The following is a 15058-nucleotide window of genomic DNA, read 5'->3' as shown; positions in this document are numbered from 1 at the left end:
TAGCCTGGCCCCATGGGGATCTCCCTCCTGCTGATGTCCGACACGCACCTGCCCAAGCGCGCCAAGCGGCTCCCGGAGCAGCTGCTCGCCGAACTCCCGGACGCGGACGTCGTGTTCCACGCCGGGGACTGGGTCGACACGGCCACCCTGGACCTGCTGGAGAGCCGCAGCCGCCGGCTGATCGGCGTGTACGGCAACAACGACGGCCCCGACCTGCGCGCCCGGCTCCCCGAGGTGGCCTACGCCGGACTGGGCGGCCTGCGCTTCGCGGTCGTCCACGAGACCGGACCCGCCCAGGGTCGCGAGGCCCGCTGCGCCGCCCGCTTCCCCGACCTGGACGTGCTGGTCTTCGGGCACAGCCACATCCCCTGGGACACCACCGCGCCCGGCGGACTGCGCCTGCTCAACCCCGGTTCCCCGACCGACCGCCGCCGCCAGCCCCACTGCACCTACCTCACGGCGACCGTCGCCGACGGGGCACTGACCGATGTGACGCTGCACCGGTTGCCGCAGCGCGGGTGAGCACCTGTGCGAGGATGCCGGAATGATCTCCAGCGCCGGCATACCCGACGTCGTCCCCGCAGGTCGCATGGCCGACCACGAGCAGCCCGTCCTCGACCTGCCGGGCGGCCTGGAACTGCGGCCCTGGCGGACGGGCGACGCCGATGCCCTGCTCAGCGCCGGGCTGGACCCCGCGATCCGGCAGTGGAACCTGTTCACCGTGGCCGACCACGCCGAGGCCCGCGCCCGGATCGCGCGCATGCACGAGCGGTGGCGGGCCGAGACCGGCGCGGTGTGGGCCGTGGCCCGGCCCGGCGGCCCGGCGGCCGGCCTCATCGGGCTCAACGACGTCGATCTCGCGGGCGGTGGCGCGGAGATCGTCTACTGGCTGCTGCCCGCGGCACGCGGCGGCGGAGTCGCCGTCGCCGCGACCCGGCGGCTCGCCCGCTGGGCCCTCGCCGACCTGGGCCTGCACCGCCTGCGGCTGTGCCACTCCACGGCCAATCCCGCGTCCTGCCGGGTGGCCCAGAAGGCCGGATTCACCTTCGAGGGCACCCAGCGCAGCGCCCTGTTGCACGCCGACGGCTGGCACGACCAGCACCTGCACGCGCGCGTCGCGGGAGACCCCGAGTAGCACACGGGGAGGGGCGACAGATCCGTGGACACCGGGCGGCCCGACTCGCTGTGATGGCAGGGGTGCTGATCGACGCCGACCTCGTACGCACGCTGCTCGCCGCCCGGTTCCCGCGGTGGGCCGGTCTGCCCGTCCGCCCGGTGCCGCGCTCCGGCATGGACAACGCCACGTTCCGGCTCGGCGGTGAACTCGCCGTGCGGCTGCCGGGGTACGCCCACCGGGCCGGCCAAGTCGCCCGGGGAGAGCCGGCGGAGGGGTACCCGTACCCGTGGGCGGTGTCCCGTTGGCCGGACGGCGAGACGGTCACCGCCGGCTCCCTCGCCGAAGCATGCCGCTCGGCGGCGCCGGGGACTTCATCGCCGCCGAGGCCCGGGCCCGCCCCGAGATCGAGGCGCTGAAGCGGGCCGGGCTGGTCACGGAGGTCTGGGACGCGGCGCTCGCCGCACCGCCCTGGGACCGGCCGCCGGTGTGGATCCACGGCGACCTCGACTCCGCGAACGGGACGGCACACTGAGCGGAGTCATCGACTTCGGCACGCTCGCGGTGGCCGACCCCGCGGTGGACCTGGTCCCCGCCTGGGGGGTCCTGCGCGGATCCGTCCCGGGTGACGGTGGCACTGGGCCGCCTGGAGCAGATCCTCGCCGACCGTCGTGCGGAGGCGGGCTGGGCGGACGCCTCCGGTCCCTCTTCGCTCAGACCACTCCCCGGGGATGGATCGCCCCGCTCGTCGTGCTGAGCGGTGCCCCGGTGCCGCCCCACCGCAGGGCCACGATCTCCGCCGCCACCGACACCGCCACCTCCTCCGGCGTACGGGCGCCGAGGTCCAGGCCGAGCGGGGAGCGCAGGCGGACCAGTTCCGGGTCGGTGAGGCCGGACTCGACCAGGCGGCGGAGCCGGTCGTCGTGGGTGCGCCGGCTGCCCATCGCGCCGATGTACGCGGCCGGCCGCCGCAGTGCCTCCCGCAGCACCGGCACGTCGAACTTCGGGTCGTGGGTGAGGACGCAGATCACCGTCCGCTCGTCGGTGCGTGTGCCGCGCAGATACCGGTGCGGCCAGTCCACGACGACCTCCACGCCCTCCGGGAACCGGCTGGGCGTGGCGAACACCGGCCGGGCGTCGCACACGGTGACCCGGTAGCCGAGGAAGTGCCCGATCCGGGCCACGGCGGCGGCGTAGTCGATGGCGCCGAACACCAGCATGCGCGGCGGCGGCGCGAAGGACTGCAGGAACACCGTGACGGTGTCCTGGCGCCGCTCCCCGTGCGGGCCGTAGTGCCTCAGGCCCGTCACGCCGAGGGAGAGTTCGCCGCGCGCGTCGGCGGCGACGGCCGCGTCGAGTCCCCGAGTGCCCAGGCTTCCGGCGATCGTGTCCGGCCACACCGCGAGGGTCGAACCGCGCGCCGCCGGTCCGTCGACCACGATGGCCGAGGTGACCGGCTCGCCGCCCGCCACGGACGCGGCGACCGCGCCGAACACCGGATCCCGGGCCGGGGTCACCGACCGTACCAGGACGGTGATCTCACCGCCGCAGGTGAGCCCGACCGCGAAGGCGTCGTCGTCGCTGTAGCCGAACGTCTCCAGCCGTGCCACGCCGGTCGCGACGACCTCCTGGGCCAGCTCGAACACCGCGCCCTCCACGCAGCCGCCGGACACGCTGCCGACCACCTCGCCGTCCGGGCCGACCGCCAGCGCGGCGCCGGGCCCGCGGGGCGCGCTGTGGCTCACCGAGACGACCGTGGCCAGCCCGAAAGGCAGCCGGGCGGCGTACCACCGGTCCAGGACCCCGAGAATCTCGCGCATCGTCCGCTCCTCGGCCCGCGCTGACCCGACAGCGCATTCAGTTGAACGTTAATCCGTTGAGGGTGCCGTCGCCGTTCTGCTGCACTGCACCGGTCGAGTTCCCGAGAGAACCCAGGAGCGATCATGCGAGCAGCGTTCATGTCCCGCCCGGAAGGAATCGCCCGCTCTCAAGGACATGACGCTTCGTGCCTATGCTCAATCTGGGAATCCTCGCGCACGTCGACGCAGGTAAGACCAGCCTGACCGAACGGCTGCTGCACAGCGCCGGAGTGATCGACGAGATCGGCAGCGTCGACGCCGGCAGCACCACCACCGACACCCTCGCGCTGGAGCGGCAGCGCGGTATCACCATCAAGTCCGCCGTCGTGTCGTTCCCGCTCGACGGGGTCACCGTCAACCTCATCGACACCCCCGGTCACCCGGACTTCATCGCCGAGGTGGAGCGCGTGCTCGGCGTGCTGGACGGCGCCGTGCTGGTCGTCTCCGCCGTCGAGGGCGTCCAGGCGCAGACCCGCGTCCTCATGCGCACCCTGCGCCGGCTGCGCATCCCCACCCTGGTCTTCGTCAACAAGATCGACCGGCGCGGCGCCCGGGACACGGCCGTGCTCCGCCAGATGGCGCACCGGCTGGCCGTACCGCTCGTCCCGATGGGGACCGCCTGCGGGCTCGGCACACGCACCGCCCGCTTCGTCCCCGGCCTCGGCCCGGCCGCGCTGGAGGTGCTGGCGGACCGGGACGACAGCCTGCTCGCCGCCTACCTCGACGGCGGTGTGCCCGAGGCCCGGCTGCGCCGCGCCCTGGCCGCCCAGACCCGGAGCGCGTCGGTCCACCCGGTGTACTTCGGCTCCGCCATCACCGGCGCCGGTGTGCCCGAGCTGATCGGCGGCGTGGAGCGGCTGCTGCCCGCCGCCGCCGGCGACCCGGACGGCCCCCTGTCGGGCACGGTCTTCAAGGTCGAGCGGGGTCCGGCGGGGGAGAAGGTGGCCTACGCCCGCCTCTTCTCCGGCACCCTGCGCGTCCGCGACCGGATCCCCTTCGGCGACGGCCGGCGGGACACCGGCACCGGCCCCGGAGGGGGAGGCCGGGTCACCGGGCTCACCGTCTTCGAGCGGGGCACGGACACCCGGGCGGACAGCGCCGGCGCGGGCCGGATCGTCAAGGTGCGGGGCCTCGGCGGCATCCGGATCGGCGACGCCCTCGGCGAGCCCGTACGGGCGTACGCGCACCACTTCGCGCCGCCCACCCTGGAGACGGTCGTCGTCCCCGGCCCCGGCACGGACCGGCGCGCCCTGCACCTGGCGCTCACCCAGCTCGCCGAGCAGGACCCGCTCATCGGCGTGCGCCACGACGACGTGCGCGGGGAGACCTCCGTGTCCCTCTACGGCGAGGTGCAGAAGGAGGTCGTCCAGGCCACCCTCGCCGACGAGTACGGCCTGGACGTCGGCTTCCGTGGGACGACGACCCTGTGCATCGAGCGGCCGGTCGGCACCGGGCACGCCGTCGAGTTCAACAAGAAGGACGCGAACCCCTTCCTCGCCACGGTCGGCCTGCGCGTCGACCCCGCCCCGCCCGGCTCGGGCGTGGACTTCCGGCTGGAGGTGGAGCTGGGCTCGATGCCGTACGCCTTCTTCAAGGCCGTCGAGGACACGGTCCGCGAGACGCTCGGCCAGGGGCTGCACGGCTGGCAGGTCCCCGACTGCACCGTCACCATGACCCACTCCGGCTACTCGCCCCGGCAGAGCCACGCGCACCAGGGCTTCGACAAGAGCATGTCGAGCACCGGCTACGACTTCCGGGGCCTGACCCCGCTGGTCCTGATCGACGCGCTGCGCGGGGCCGGCACCCTGGTGCACGAGCCGATGCACCGCTTCCGGCTGGAGGCGCCGGCCGACACGCTCGGCGCGCTGCTGCCGGTGCTGGCCCGGCTCGGCGCCGTACCGGAGAGCACCGGCACGCACGCCCTGACCTGTGTGCTGGAGGGCGCGGTGCCGGCCGCCCGGGTGCACGCGCTGGAGCAGCGGCTGCCGGGGCTGACCCGGGGCGAGGGCGAGCTGGAGACGGCCTTCGACCACTACGCGCCGGTGACCGGCGGCGCGGTCCCGGAGCGTCCGCGCACCGACCACAACCCGCTGAACCGGAAGGAGTACCTGCTCAACGTGACCCGTCGCACGAGGGAGTGACCGATCGGGCTGACTGATAGTCAACTTACTGATGAGTCAGAAGCTATTGACGCTGTCCCGGCGGCGCCGGACTGTGGTGAACATGTCGAAAATCCGGGTGCGCCTGCTGACTGCTCTGGTCGTCCTCTGCGGATCCCTGACGGTGGCGGGCATCCCGCCCGCCACCGCCGCCACCCCGTCCGACTCCCTCTGGTTCGACGGCGCCCCGCTCACCGTGCGGGGCGGCCGGTTCGCCGACGGCCAGGGCCGCGAGATCGTGCTGCGCGGCTACAACGTCTCCGGCGAGACCAAACTGGAGGAGAACGGCGGCCTGCCCTTCGCCTCGGTCGCCGACGCCCGGAAGTCCGCGACCGCGCTGCGCGCCCTCGGCGGCGGCAACGCGGTCCGCTTCCTGCTCTCCTGGTCGCACGCCGAGCCCGTGCGCGGCCAGGTCGACACCGCCTATCTGGCCGCCGCAACCGAGCAGATGCGCGCGTTCCTGGACGCGGGCGTCCGCGTCTACCCCGATTTCCACCAGGACCTGTACTCCCGCCACCTGTTCGGCACGGGCAGCTGGTACACCGGCGACGGCGCCCCCAAGTGGGCCGTGGACGCGGGGAGTTACCCGAAGGAATCCTGCGGCATCTGCCTCTTCTGGGGTCAGAACATCACCCAGAACGCGGCCGTGCAGAAGGCGCAGTACGACTTCTGGCACAACGCCCACGGCCTCCAGGACGCCTTCCTGGCCACCGCCCAGACCACCATGGCCCATCTGCGGCAGCACCTGAGCGCCGAGGAGTTCGCGGGGATCGCGGGCTTCGACCCGTACAACGAGCCGTACGCGGGCAGCTACGACTCCGGGCAGACCTCCCGCACCTGGGAACGCGATCTGCTCTGGCCGTTCTACGGGAGGTTCCGCGCCCGCATGGACGCCGCCGGCTGGGCGGACAAGCCCGCCTTCGTCGAGCCGAACCTCTTCTGGAACGCCAACATCTCCACCCAGAAGCAGGAGGGCGGTCTGCTGGACGCCGGCACGCTCGGCCCGGGCTACGTCCTCAACACCCACTTCTACGACCAGAAGGCCATCTCCGGCATCCTGATGTGGGGCAAGGCGGCCGACGGCCAGTACGCCGCCGACTTCGCCGGCGTCCGCGACCGCGCCTCGGCCGCCGGCACCGCGGCCGTGGTCAGCGAGTTCGGCCACCCCCTCGCCGGCACGGTGGCCGACAAGGCGCCGACCGTCCTGAAGGCCATGTACCAGGCCCTCGACTCCCGCCGGAGCGGGGCGGGCTGGTGGACGAACCCGGCATCCTCCGGCCCGGTGCTGTCCGGCACCCAGTGGCAGTGGGACCTCTACAACGGCCGGCACAAAGAGCTGATGAACGGCAACCCCGACAAGGTGCTCACCTCCGGGGACGCCTGGAACGACGAGGACCTGTCGGCCGTAGGGCTCGACGACTCCGGGAACGCCGTCCTGCGCCAGGACGCCCGCCTCCTGGACCGCGTCTACCCGAGCGCCACCGCCGGCACCGCCCTCGCCTTCACCTACGAGGACCGCTCCCGGGACGGCTCCACCGTCCTCACCTGGAACCCGGTGCCGGGTTCCCTGCCGAACGTGGCGAAGCTGGTGGGCTCCGGCCAGTACGGGGTGCTCGTGTGGCGCTCCGGCGACGGCACCGCCCCCACCGAACTGCATCTGCCGGCGTCCTTCCCCACCGCCGCCACGACGGTCGTCTCCGACCTCGGCACGGTCCACGCCCCACCCGTGTACGGCGCGGCCACCCCGGTCGCCGTGGCCGCGGAGCCGGGCGGCACGGGCAGCCGCCGGCTCCTGCTGACCGACACGGACTCCGGGACGCTGCACTACGCGCTGGTCACCAACGGCGCCACGGCGCCCACGGCGGACCTGCTGAGCGCCGCGAGGGCCGAGCTGGCCGCGTGGGCGGCGGCGCGCTTCTGACGGCGGCATGGCCTCCGGAGTGAGTGGGGGCACCCCGGAGGCCACGGTCCGGTGGCCGTCAGCTGCCGCCCGGACCCGTCCAGCCGGCCTGCACATGCCCCAGCCGGACGCGCTGCGGATGGTCGCCGACCGGGACCGACGCCACCTTCCGGCCGGTGGCGAAGTCGATCGCCGTCACCTGGTCGGCGCCGCTCTCGGAGACGATGCAGTCCTTGCCGTCCCCGCTGACCGTGGCCCAGTACGGCTTGGACGTCGTGACCAGCGGGCCCTCCTGGAGCGAGGCACGGTCGACCACGGCCGCGTAGTCGTCCATGGTGCCCGCGACGCACAGCTTGGTGCCCTCGGGATTCATCGAGATGCCGTGGTGACGCGAGTCGTTGACCCAGGTGGTGCGGTCCTCGCTGGTCGCCGGGTTCTTCGGCAGGGTCTTCATCCGGGTGATCCTGTCGGTGGCGATGTCGTACTCGAGGAAGCCGTTGAAGAACGACACCTGGAAGTACAGCTTGGACTCGTCCGGGGAGAACACGGCCGGGCGGACCGCGTCGGAGAAGTCCTTCAGCCCGAACGCGTCCAGCCGCTGCCGCATGTCGATGACCTTGACCTGCTTGTACGTCGTCGCGTCCACGACCGTGATGTGCCGGTCGCCCTTGGTCCAGTCCCAGCCCGGGGCGTCCAGCGCGGTGTTGACGTCGCCGATGGACATGTTCCAGATGTACTTGCCGTCCTTGGTGAAGATGTTCTCGTGCGGCTTGTCGCCGGTCGCGAACGACCCCAGCTGCTTACCGGTATCGATGTCCAGGACGTGCACGGTGTTGGCGGTCGAGGCGGAGACGGCCACCCGGGTGCCGTCCGGGGAGACCGCCATGTGGTCGGCGCGGTAACCGGACACCGGGAAGCGCCAGTTGACCTTCCCGCTGGCCAGGTCGATGGAGACGACATCGGCGAAACTCGGCCGGGACACCACCACCGATGTGCCGTCCGGGGTCGTGTACATGTCGTCGGCGAACTGGTCGTGACCCTCGCCGACGCTGTTGCGGATCGCCTGGAAGTAGATCCACTTGATCGGGTCCGCGTTGATCTCCGCCATCCGCGCGTTCTTGTCCGGGACTACGTCGATCCGGCCGATCTTCGCGAAGTCGCCGGAGGAGCGGATGACATCGGCGGTGCCGTCCCAGTTGTTGCCGACGAACAGCACCTCGCGCAGCCCGTCGGGGGCGGCGGACGCTGCGGAGGCGGCGGTCGCCGAGCCGGCGACGGTCAGGACGAGGGCGGCGGCCACGGAGCACAGGTGCCGGGTTCTGGAGGCGGCCATGACGGCTCTCTTTCCTCGGGGGAATCTGAACACGGGCGCATTCACAGTGAACTTACTGAAAAGTAAGGAGGGGGCGCCCTTCTCGACAAGATGTGTGCACGACAAGATTGGTGATCGGCGGGGTGACGGGAGGGGGACGCGTGGGGGGAAGGCTCAAGGCGCCGACAGGGCGCTACGGCGGCCGGTCGGCCGAGGAACGGCAGGCCGAGCGGCGCCGGCGCTTCCTGGACGCGGCACTGCGGCTGTTCGGCGACACCCCCGGCTACCGGGGGACGACGGTCGCCGCGCTGAGCCAGGCCGCCGGCCTGTCCACGCGCCAGTTCTACGAGGAGTTCCGCACCCTGGAGGACGTCCTCGCGGCCCTGCACCTCCAGGTCAACGGCTGGGCCGAGCAGGCCGTCGTGGACGCGCTCGCCGACGCGGACGGCCTGCCGCTGGCCGACCGCGCCACCGTGCTCTTCCGCGCCTACGCCCGCGATGTCACGTCCGACCCGCGCCGCATCCGTATCGCCTTCGTGGAGATCATCGGCGTCAGCCCCCGCCTGGAGGAGCAGCGCCTGGCCCGCCGGGCACGCTGGGTCGACCTCATCCGCGCCGAGGCGGACGCGGCCGTGACCCGCGGGGAGGCGGCGCCGCGCGACTACCGGCTCGCGGCCACGGCGTTCATCGGCAGCGTCAACGGCCTGCTGCACGACTGGACCGCCGGCTGGCTGGACGCCACGCTGGACGAGGTGGTGGACGAACTGGTCCGGCTGCTGCTGGCGATGCTCCGGCCGGAGGACTGGCGGCCGAAGATCCCGTGACACGGGCCTGGTCGGGGTGGTCCGCCCAGGTCAGCGGGGTGCGGCTCGGTTCGGCGCGCGGGATCGGGCCGGAACTGGTCTGCTGGTGCGGGGGGCCGTCGTACCCGTACTCCGGAGAGACCCATGAGCACCTATCGAGTCGCGCAGGTGACGGCGCCGGGTGGCGCGTTCGAGCTGGTCGAGCGCGAGGTGCCGCGGCCGGGACCCGGGCATGTGCGGATCGCCGTCGAGGCGTGCGGGATCTGCCACAGTGACGCCCTCTTCGTCAACGGCGGGGTGCCGGGGGTCACGTTCCCGGTGGTTCCCGGGCACGAGATCGCCGGACGCGTGGACGAGCTGGGCGAGGGCGCGCAGGAGTGGGGATACCGGGCCGGCGACCGGGTGGCGGTCGGCTGGTTCGGCGGCAGCTGCGGCCACTGCACCGCCTGCCGCCAGGGCGACTTCATCTCGTGCTCCGACCTCAAGGTGCCCGGCTGGGCCTACGACGGAGGCTTCGCCGACACGGTGATCGCACCGGTCGACGCGCTGGCCCGGATTCCCGACGCGGTGTCGCCGAGCGACGCGGGCCCCATGGCCTGCGCGGGCGTGACCACGTACAACGGGCTGCGGCGCAGCTCCGCCGAGCCGGGCGACCGGGTCGCGGTACTCGGCATCGGCGGCCTCGGCCATCTCGGGGTGCAGTACGCGGTCGCGATGGGCTTCGAGACCGTGGCGATCGCCCGGGGGCCGGAGAAGGCCGACTTCGCCAAGCGGCTCGGCGCCCACCACTACGTGGACAGCACGTCCGGCACCCCGGTCGCCGAGGCCCTGCAGTCCCTCGGCGGTGTCAAGGTCGTGCTGGCCACGGCCGGGAACTCCGAGGCCATCTCGGCCACCGCGGACGGCCTGACCCATCGCGGGGAGCTGGTCGTCATCGGAGCGGACGCCGAGCCGCTGGGCGTCAGCCCGTTCCAGCTGATCATGGGAAGCCGCGTCGTCCGCGGGCACGCCTCCGGCACCTCGCAGGACCTGGAGGACGCCATGGCGTTCAGCGCCCTGCACGGCATCCGCCCGATGACCGAGACAGTGCCGCTGGAGCAGGCCGGAGAGGCGTACGACAAGATGCTCGCCGGCGCCGCCCGCTTCCGCATGGTGCTCACCACGGGCTGACGCGGTTCAGTCGCTCCAGTGCTGCCAGTACCGGGGCGGTGCCGTCCTCGGTGCGGACGCGGGCGCCCAAGGACTGCGCGTGGTCCCGGTATGCGGTGTCCTGGGTGGCCCGCACCAGCGCCGAGGCCAGCGTGTCCACGGTCAGGCGGCGCAGCGGGACGGCGGTGGGGGCGACGCCCAGGGCGACCAGCCGGGCGGACCAGAAACCGGCGTCGAACTGGACCGGGACGGCACCGTCGGCACGCAGTCCCGCCGCCCGCTTCCGCATGGTGCTCACCACGGGCTGACGCGGTTCAGTCGCTCCAGTGCTGCCAGTACCGGGGCGGTGCCGTCCTCGGTGCGGACGCGGGCGCCCAGGGACTGCGCGTGGTCCCGGTATGCGGTGTCCCGGGTGGCCCGCACCAGCGCCGAGGCCAGCGTGTCCATGGTCAGGCGGCGCAGCGGGACGGCGGCCGGGGCGACGCCCAGGGCGACCAGCCGGGCGGACCAGAAACCGGCGTCGAACTGGACCGGGACCGGCACCGCTGGCACCCCGGCACGCAGTCCCGCCGCCGTGGTGCCCGCGCCCGCGTGGTGGACCACGGCGGCCATCCGAGGGAAGAGCGCCGAGTGCGGCACCTCGCCGATGCCCAGCATGTCGTCCCCCTCGGCCGTGAGCCCGCCCCAGCCGCGCTGGATCACCCCGCGCAGCCCGGCCCGCCGCAGCGCCGCCACCACCTGAGCGCTGAGCCGCCCGGCGTCCAGCACGGTGGCGCTGCCCAGCCCGACGAACACCGGCGGCGGACCGGCGTCGAGGAACTCCCGTACCGCCTGCGGGAGTTCCGGCTCGGCGTCGTACGGCCACCAGTAGCCGCCCACCTCCAGGCCCGCCCGCCAGTCGCCCGGCCGGGGCACCACCAGGGGGCTGAAGCCGTGGAGCACCGGCCAGTCGCGCCGCTCCCGCGCCCGCCGCGCGGCACCGGTGCGCTGCCGGGGGAGGCCGAGCCGCTCGCGCACGGCCGGCACGGCACCGGCGAAGACATGCTCCACGGCCAGGCTCACGCCCTGCCCGGCCAGCCGGTTGACCGGTCCTCCCCAGGTGCCGCCGCCGAGCACCGGCGGGGCGAACTCCCGGGTGGCCGCGAGGGGTTGCAGATAGACGCCGAGGCTCGGCAGCCGCAGTCCCTCGGCGATCGTGTGCCCGAGCGGGGCCAGGGAGGCGGACAGCAGCAGGACGTCGCTGCGGCGGGCCGCGCCGAGCAGGTCCTCGGTCAGCTCTCCGACCAGGCGCCGCGCCAGGTCCACCACCCGCAGCAGCTTGCCGGCGCCGCCGGCGCTGCGGTGCAGCCCCTGGCCCCGCGGTGACTCCAGTTCGGCCCGCGGATCCACCGGCAGTGCGTGGAACCGCACCCCGGAGCCCGCCACCAGCGGTTCGAAGCGGCCGTGGGTGACGAGGGTGACCTCGTGGCCGGCCAGGGCGAGACGGTGCCCGAGCCCGGTGTAGGGGGCGGCATCGCCCCGGGATCCAGCCGTCATGATGGCAACGCGCACGACGGCCAGTATGGCCGGACCGGGCGGCCCGTACGACCTCAACGGCCCGTTCCCCACGGCTGGTTCACGCCTGCCGCAGCCGTTGACTTCACCCCCTCGCGGCTCTACGGTCGGCGCGCAGCCGTTCGGTCCACCGATCTTCGTTCGATATGTCGACCAGTTGTTCTGTGTGCGGAGGCGCCGATGTACCCCCCACTCCGTCCGACCGCCGCGGGCTTCGCACGGCGGTGCGGAGCCGTCGTCGTACGCCTGCTCGTGCCGGCCCTCGCGGCCGCCGCCGCGCTGCTGTTCACCCAGCCGGCTCCGGCCCGGGCGGCGACCGTCCGTCAGATACCGGTACCCGCCGCCCCCATGGGCTGGGCGTCCTGGAACAGCTTCGCCGCCAAGATCGACCACAACGTCATCCGGCGGCAGACCGACGCCCTCGTGGCCGCCGGACTCCCCGACGCCGGCTACCGGTACGTCAACATCGACGAGGGCTGGTGGCAGGGCACCCGCGACAGCGCCGGCAACATCACCGTCGACACCGCCGAGTGGCCCGGCGGCATGAGCGCCATCGCCAACTACATCCACAGCAAGGGCCTGAAGGCGGGCATCTACACCGACGCCGGCAAGAACGGCTGCGGCTACTACTACCCCACCGGCCGCCCCGCCGCCCCGAACACCGGCAGCGAGGGCCACTACGAGCAGGACATGCTCCAGTTCTCCAGGTGGGGCTTCGACTTCGTCAAGGTCGACTGGTGCGGCGGCGACGCCGAAGGACTGGACGCGGCGACGACGTACAAGGCGATCAGCTCCGCCGTCGCCAAGGCCGCTGCCGCCACCGGCCGCCCGCTCACCCTCTCCGTCTGCAACTGGGGCAAGCAGAACCCCTGGAACTGGGCCCCCGGCCCCGCCCCCCTGTGGCGCACCAGCACCGACATCATCTACTACGGCGACACGCCCTCCCAGAGCAGCATGCTCGCCAACTTCGACCAGGCGCTGCACCCCGCCGCCCAGCACACCGGGTACTACAACGACCCCGACATGCTGATGGTCGGCATGCCCGGCCTCACCGCGTCGCAGAACCGCACCCACATGGCCCTCTGGGCGATCTCCGGCGCCCCGCTGCCGGCCGGCAACGACCTCACCACCCTGTCCGGTGAGACGGCCGCCATCCTGAAGAACCCCGAGGTCATCGCCGTGGACCAGGACCCGCGCGGTCTCCAGGGCGTGAAGGTCGCCGAGGACACGACCGGCCTCCAGGTGTACGGCAAGGTCCTCTCCGGCACCGCCGTCGTCCTCCTCAACCGCACCTCCTCCGCGAAGGACGTCACCGTCCGCTGGTCCGACCTCGGCCTGACCGGCGCCACGGCCACCGTCCGGGACCTGTGGGCACGACAGGACGTCGGCGCCCACGCCACCGGGTACACCACCGGCGTCCCGGCGGGCGGCTCGGTCCTGCTCAAGGTCAGCGGCACGGACGCGGCGAGCGGCAGCGCCACCGCGGTCTCCGCCGGCCGGTACACCGGCGTCACCGCCGCGCGCACGGGCCTCGACGTCGTCGACATCACCTACACCAACACCGGCTCCACCGCCGTCACCGGCACCCTCCAGGTGAACGGCCAGACCCCGACCACCGTGTCCTTCCCGCCCACCGGCGCCGCCCAGGGCACCGTCTCGGTGCAGGCACACCTGACCAAGGGCTCCGCCAACTCCCTGGTGTTCACCGGCGGTCCCGCCCTCGGCACCCTCACCGTGCGCCCCGTGCCCGGCACCGACGCCACCCTGCTCACCGGCCGCCGGTCCGGCCGCTGCGCCGACCTCTACGACAACACGATCACCAACGGCACCCAGGCCGAGCTGTGGGACTGCAACGGCGGCGCCAACCAGGCCTGGACGTACACCGCCCGCAAGGAACTCGTCGTCTACGGCGACAAGTGCCTCGACGCCTACAACCTCGGCACCACCAACGGCACCAAGGTCGTCATCTGGGACTGCAACGGCCAGGACAACCAGAAGTGGACCCTGGGCGCCGACGGGACCGTCACCAACGTCCACGCGGGGCTGTGCCTCGACGCGTACGGCGCCGGTACCGGCAACGGCACCCCCCTGCTGCTGTGGACCTGCAACGGCGGCGCCAACCAGAAGTGGGACCGGACCTGACAGCCCGGCCCTACGCGGTGGCGGACACCACCATCAGGACCGCCGCCAGCACCGCGCACGCCAGCACACCGCATGCCAGCAGCCGCCGGCGGAGCGCCCGGTAACGCGACTCGTACGCCTGCCGCAGCTCCTCGGCGCGCTCGGCCGTGCGCTGCCACGAGAGCCGGGCCAGCACGAGGTACGCGGCCTCGAACTGACCCTCCACGTCCTCCCGTTGGGTGTCGGTGAGCCAGCCCAGCCGGGAGCTGAGCCGCGCCGCCGCGGTACGGCCCTCCTCCCGTGCCGCGGCCAGCAGCAGATGGCCCTCGATCTGCCGGACCAGGTCCCGCTCGTCGTGGGCCGTCACCGCGCGGTCAACTCCCGCTCCCGCACCTCGGGGTGGTGCAGGTCGAACGCCGGGGACTCACTGCGGATCCTCGGCAGGACACGGAAGTTGTGCCGCGGCGGCGGGCAGGACGTCGCCCACTCCAGCGAGCGGCCGTAGCCCCACGGGTCGTCCACGCCGACCGGCCTGCCGTACCTGGCCGTCTTCCAGACGTTGTAGAAGAAGGGGAGCATCGACGCGCCGAGCAGGAACGAGGAGATCGAAGAGACCGTGTTGAGCGTCGTGAACCCTTCCGCCGCCAGATAGTCGGGGATCCGCCGCTGCATGCCCTGGGCACCCAGCCAGTGCTGGACCAGGAAGGTGCCGTGGAAGCCGGTGAACAGCGTCCAGAAGGTGATCTTGCCGAGGCGCTCGTCCAGCATCTTGCCGGTCCACTTCGGCCACCAGAAGTGGAAGCCGGCGAACATCGCGAAGACGACCGTACCGAAGACCACGTAGTGGAAGTGCGCCACCACGAAGTACGAGTCGGAGACGTGCAAGTCGATCGGCGGCGAGGCGAGCATGACGCCCGTCAGCCCGCCGAAGACGAACGTGATGAGGAAGCCCATCACCCACAGCATCGGCGTCTCGAAGGACAGACTTCCCCTCCACATCGTGCCGATCCAGTTGAAGAACTTCACACCGGTCGGTACGGCGATCAGGAAGGTCATGAAGGAGAAGAACGGCAGCAGCACACCGCCG

The 15058-nt window shown here is 72.8% G+C and carries 13 protein-coding genes and 1 pseudogene; 8 read left to right on the top strand and 6 right to left on the bottom strand.

The features are described 5' to 3' along the window. The first annotated feature begins 18 nt into the window (after positions 1-18). The 3 genes from ABZ937_RS24025 to ABZ937_RS24015 all read left to right on the top strand — a co-directional run bounded on the left by ABZ937_RS24025 (position 19) and on the right by ABZ937_RS24015 (position 1649). Positions 19-522, top strand: a complete 504-nt coding sequence (locus ABZ937_RS24025; RefSeq protein WP_361695228.1) for a metallophosphoesterase — start codon at positions 19-21, stop codon at positions 520-522. Positions 523-544: 22 nt separating this feature from the next. Then, positions 545-1135 (top strand): GNAT family N-acetyltransferase, encoded by a 591-nt coding sequence (locus ABZ937_RS24020; RefSeq protein WP_361695064.1) that lies wholly within the window; start codon positions 545-547, stop codon positions 1133-1135. Positions 1136-1463: 328 nt separating this feature from the next. Beyond that, entirely contained in the window at positions 1464-1649 is a 186-nt protein-coding gene (locus tag ABZ937_RS24015) for a hypothetical protein (RefSeq protein ID WP_361695062.1), read from the top strand. A 178-nt stretch (positions 1650-1827) separates the two neighbouring features. Here the strand turns inward: ABZ937_RS24015 and ABZ937_RS24010 are convergent, their stop codons facing one another. After that, entirely contained in the window at positions 1828-2934 is a 1107-nt protein-coding gene (locus ABZ937_RS24010; RefSeq protein WP_361695060.1) for an XdhC/CoxI family protein, read from the bottom strand. Positions 2935-3119: 185 nt separating this feature from the next. On the opposite strand from ABZ937_RS24010, the gene ABZ937_RS24005 reads away from it, so the two are divergent. Then, entirely contained in the window at positions 3120-5114 is a 1995-nt protein-coding gene (locus tag ABZ937_RS24005) for a translation factor GTPase family protein (protein ID WP_361695058.1), read from the top strand. Between the two features lie 82 nt (positions 5115-5196). Beyond that, positions 5197-7053: an endoglycosylceramidase gene (locus ABZ937_RS24000; protein WP_361695056.1), complete on the top strand. Its 1857-nt coding sequence runs from the start codon at positions 5197-5199 to the stop codon at positions 7051-7053. A gap of 58 nt (positions 7054-7111) precedes the next feature. Here ABZ937_RS24000 and ABZ937_RS23995 read toward each other — a convergent pair whose 3' ends face one another. Further along, positions 7112-8365: a YncE family protein gene (locus ABZ937_RS23995; RefSeq protein ID WP_361695054.1), complete on the bottom strand. Its 1254-nt coding sequence runs from the start codon at positions 8363-8365 to the stop codon at positions 7112-7114. A gap of 140 nt (positions 8366-8505) precedes the next feature. Between ABZ937_RS23995 and ABZ937_RS23990 the strand changes: the two genes are divergently transcribed. Together ABZ937_RS23990 and ABZ937_RS23985 are read left to right on the top strand one after the other, a co-directional pair. After that, a complete protein-coding gene (locus ABZ937_RS23990) occupies positions 8506-9168 on the top strand; it encodes a TetR/AcrR family transcriptional regulator (RefSeq protein WP_361695052.1) in 663 nt (220 codons plus the stop codon). A gap of 123 nt (positions 9169-9291) precedes the next feature. Next, positions 9292-10317 (top strand): alcohol dehydrogenase, encoded by a 1026-nt coding sequence (locus ABZ937_RS23985; RefSeq protein ID WP_361695050.1) that lies wholly within the window; start codon positions 9292-9294, stop codon positions 10315-10317. Here the strand turns inward: ABZ937_RS23985 and ABZ937_RS23980 are convergent. Together ABZ937_RS23980 and ABZ937_RS23975 are read right to left on the bottom strand one after the other, a co-directional pair. Beyond that, positions 10304-10573 (bottom strand): annotated as a pseudogene (locus ABZ937_RS23980) (glycosyltransferase); the annotation flags it as partial. The gene ABZ937_RS23985 and the pseudogene ABZ937_RS23980 sit on opposite strands and share 14 nt — an antisense overlap. A 17-nt stretch (positions 10574-10590) precedes the next feature. Further along, positions 10591-11832: a glycosyltransferase gene (locus ABZ937_RS23975; protein ID WP_361695226.1), complete on the bottom strand. Its 1242-nt coding sequence runs from the start codon at positions 11830-11832 to the stop codon at positions 10591-10593. A 198-nt stretch (positions 11833-12030) separates the two neighbouring features. Between ABZ937_RS23975 and ABZ937_RS23970 the strand changes: the two genes are divergently transcribed. Next, a complete protein-coding gene (locus ABZ937_RS23970) occupies positions 12031-13992 on the top strand; it encodes a ricin-type beta-trefoil lectin domain protein (protein WP_361695048.1) in 1962 nt (653 codons plus the stop codon). Positions 13993-14002: 10 nt separating this feature from the next. Here the strand turns inward: ABZ937_RS23970 and ABZ937_RS23965 are convergent, their stop codons facing one another. Both ABZ937_RS23965 and ABZ937_RS23960 read right to left on the bottom strand, forming a co-directional pair. Then, positions 14003-14338, bottom strand: coding sequence for a hypothetical protein (locus tag ABZ937_RS23965; RefSeq protein WP_361695046.1), 336 nt, complete (start codon positions 14336-14338; stop codon positions 14003-14005). Next, positions 14335-15058 (bottom strand): cbb3-type cytochrome c oxidase subunit I (locus ABZ937_RS23960; RefSeq protein ID WP_361695044.1); only part of this gene is annotated, 724 nt, incomplete at its 5' end. The genes ABZ937_RS23960 and ABZ937_RS23965, both read right to left, overlap by 4 nt.

This window comes from Streptomyces sp. NPDC046727, assembly GCF_040645635.1.
Classification (GTDB): Bacteria; Actinomycetota; Actinomycetes; order Streptomycetales; family Streptomycetaceae; genus Streptomyces.
Note: the sequence above shows the minus strand (reverse complement) of the source record. Positions and strands in the feature narration are given on the sequence as shown.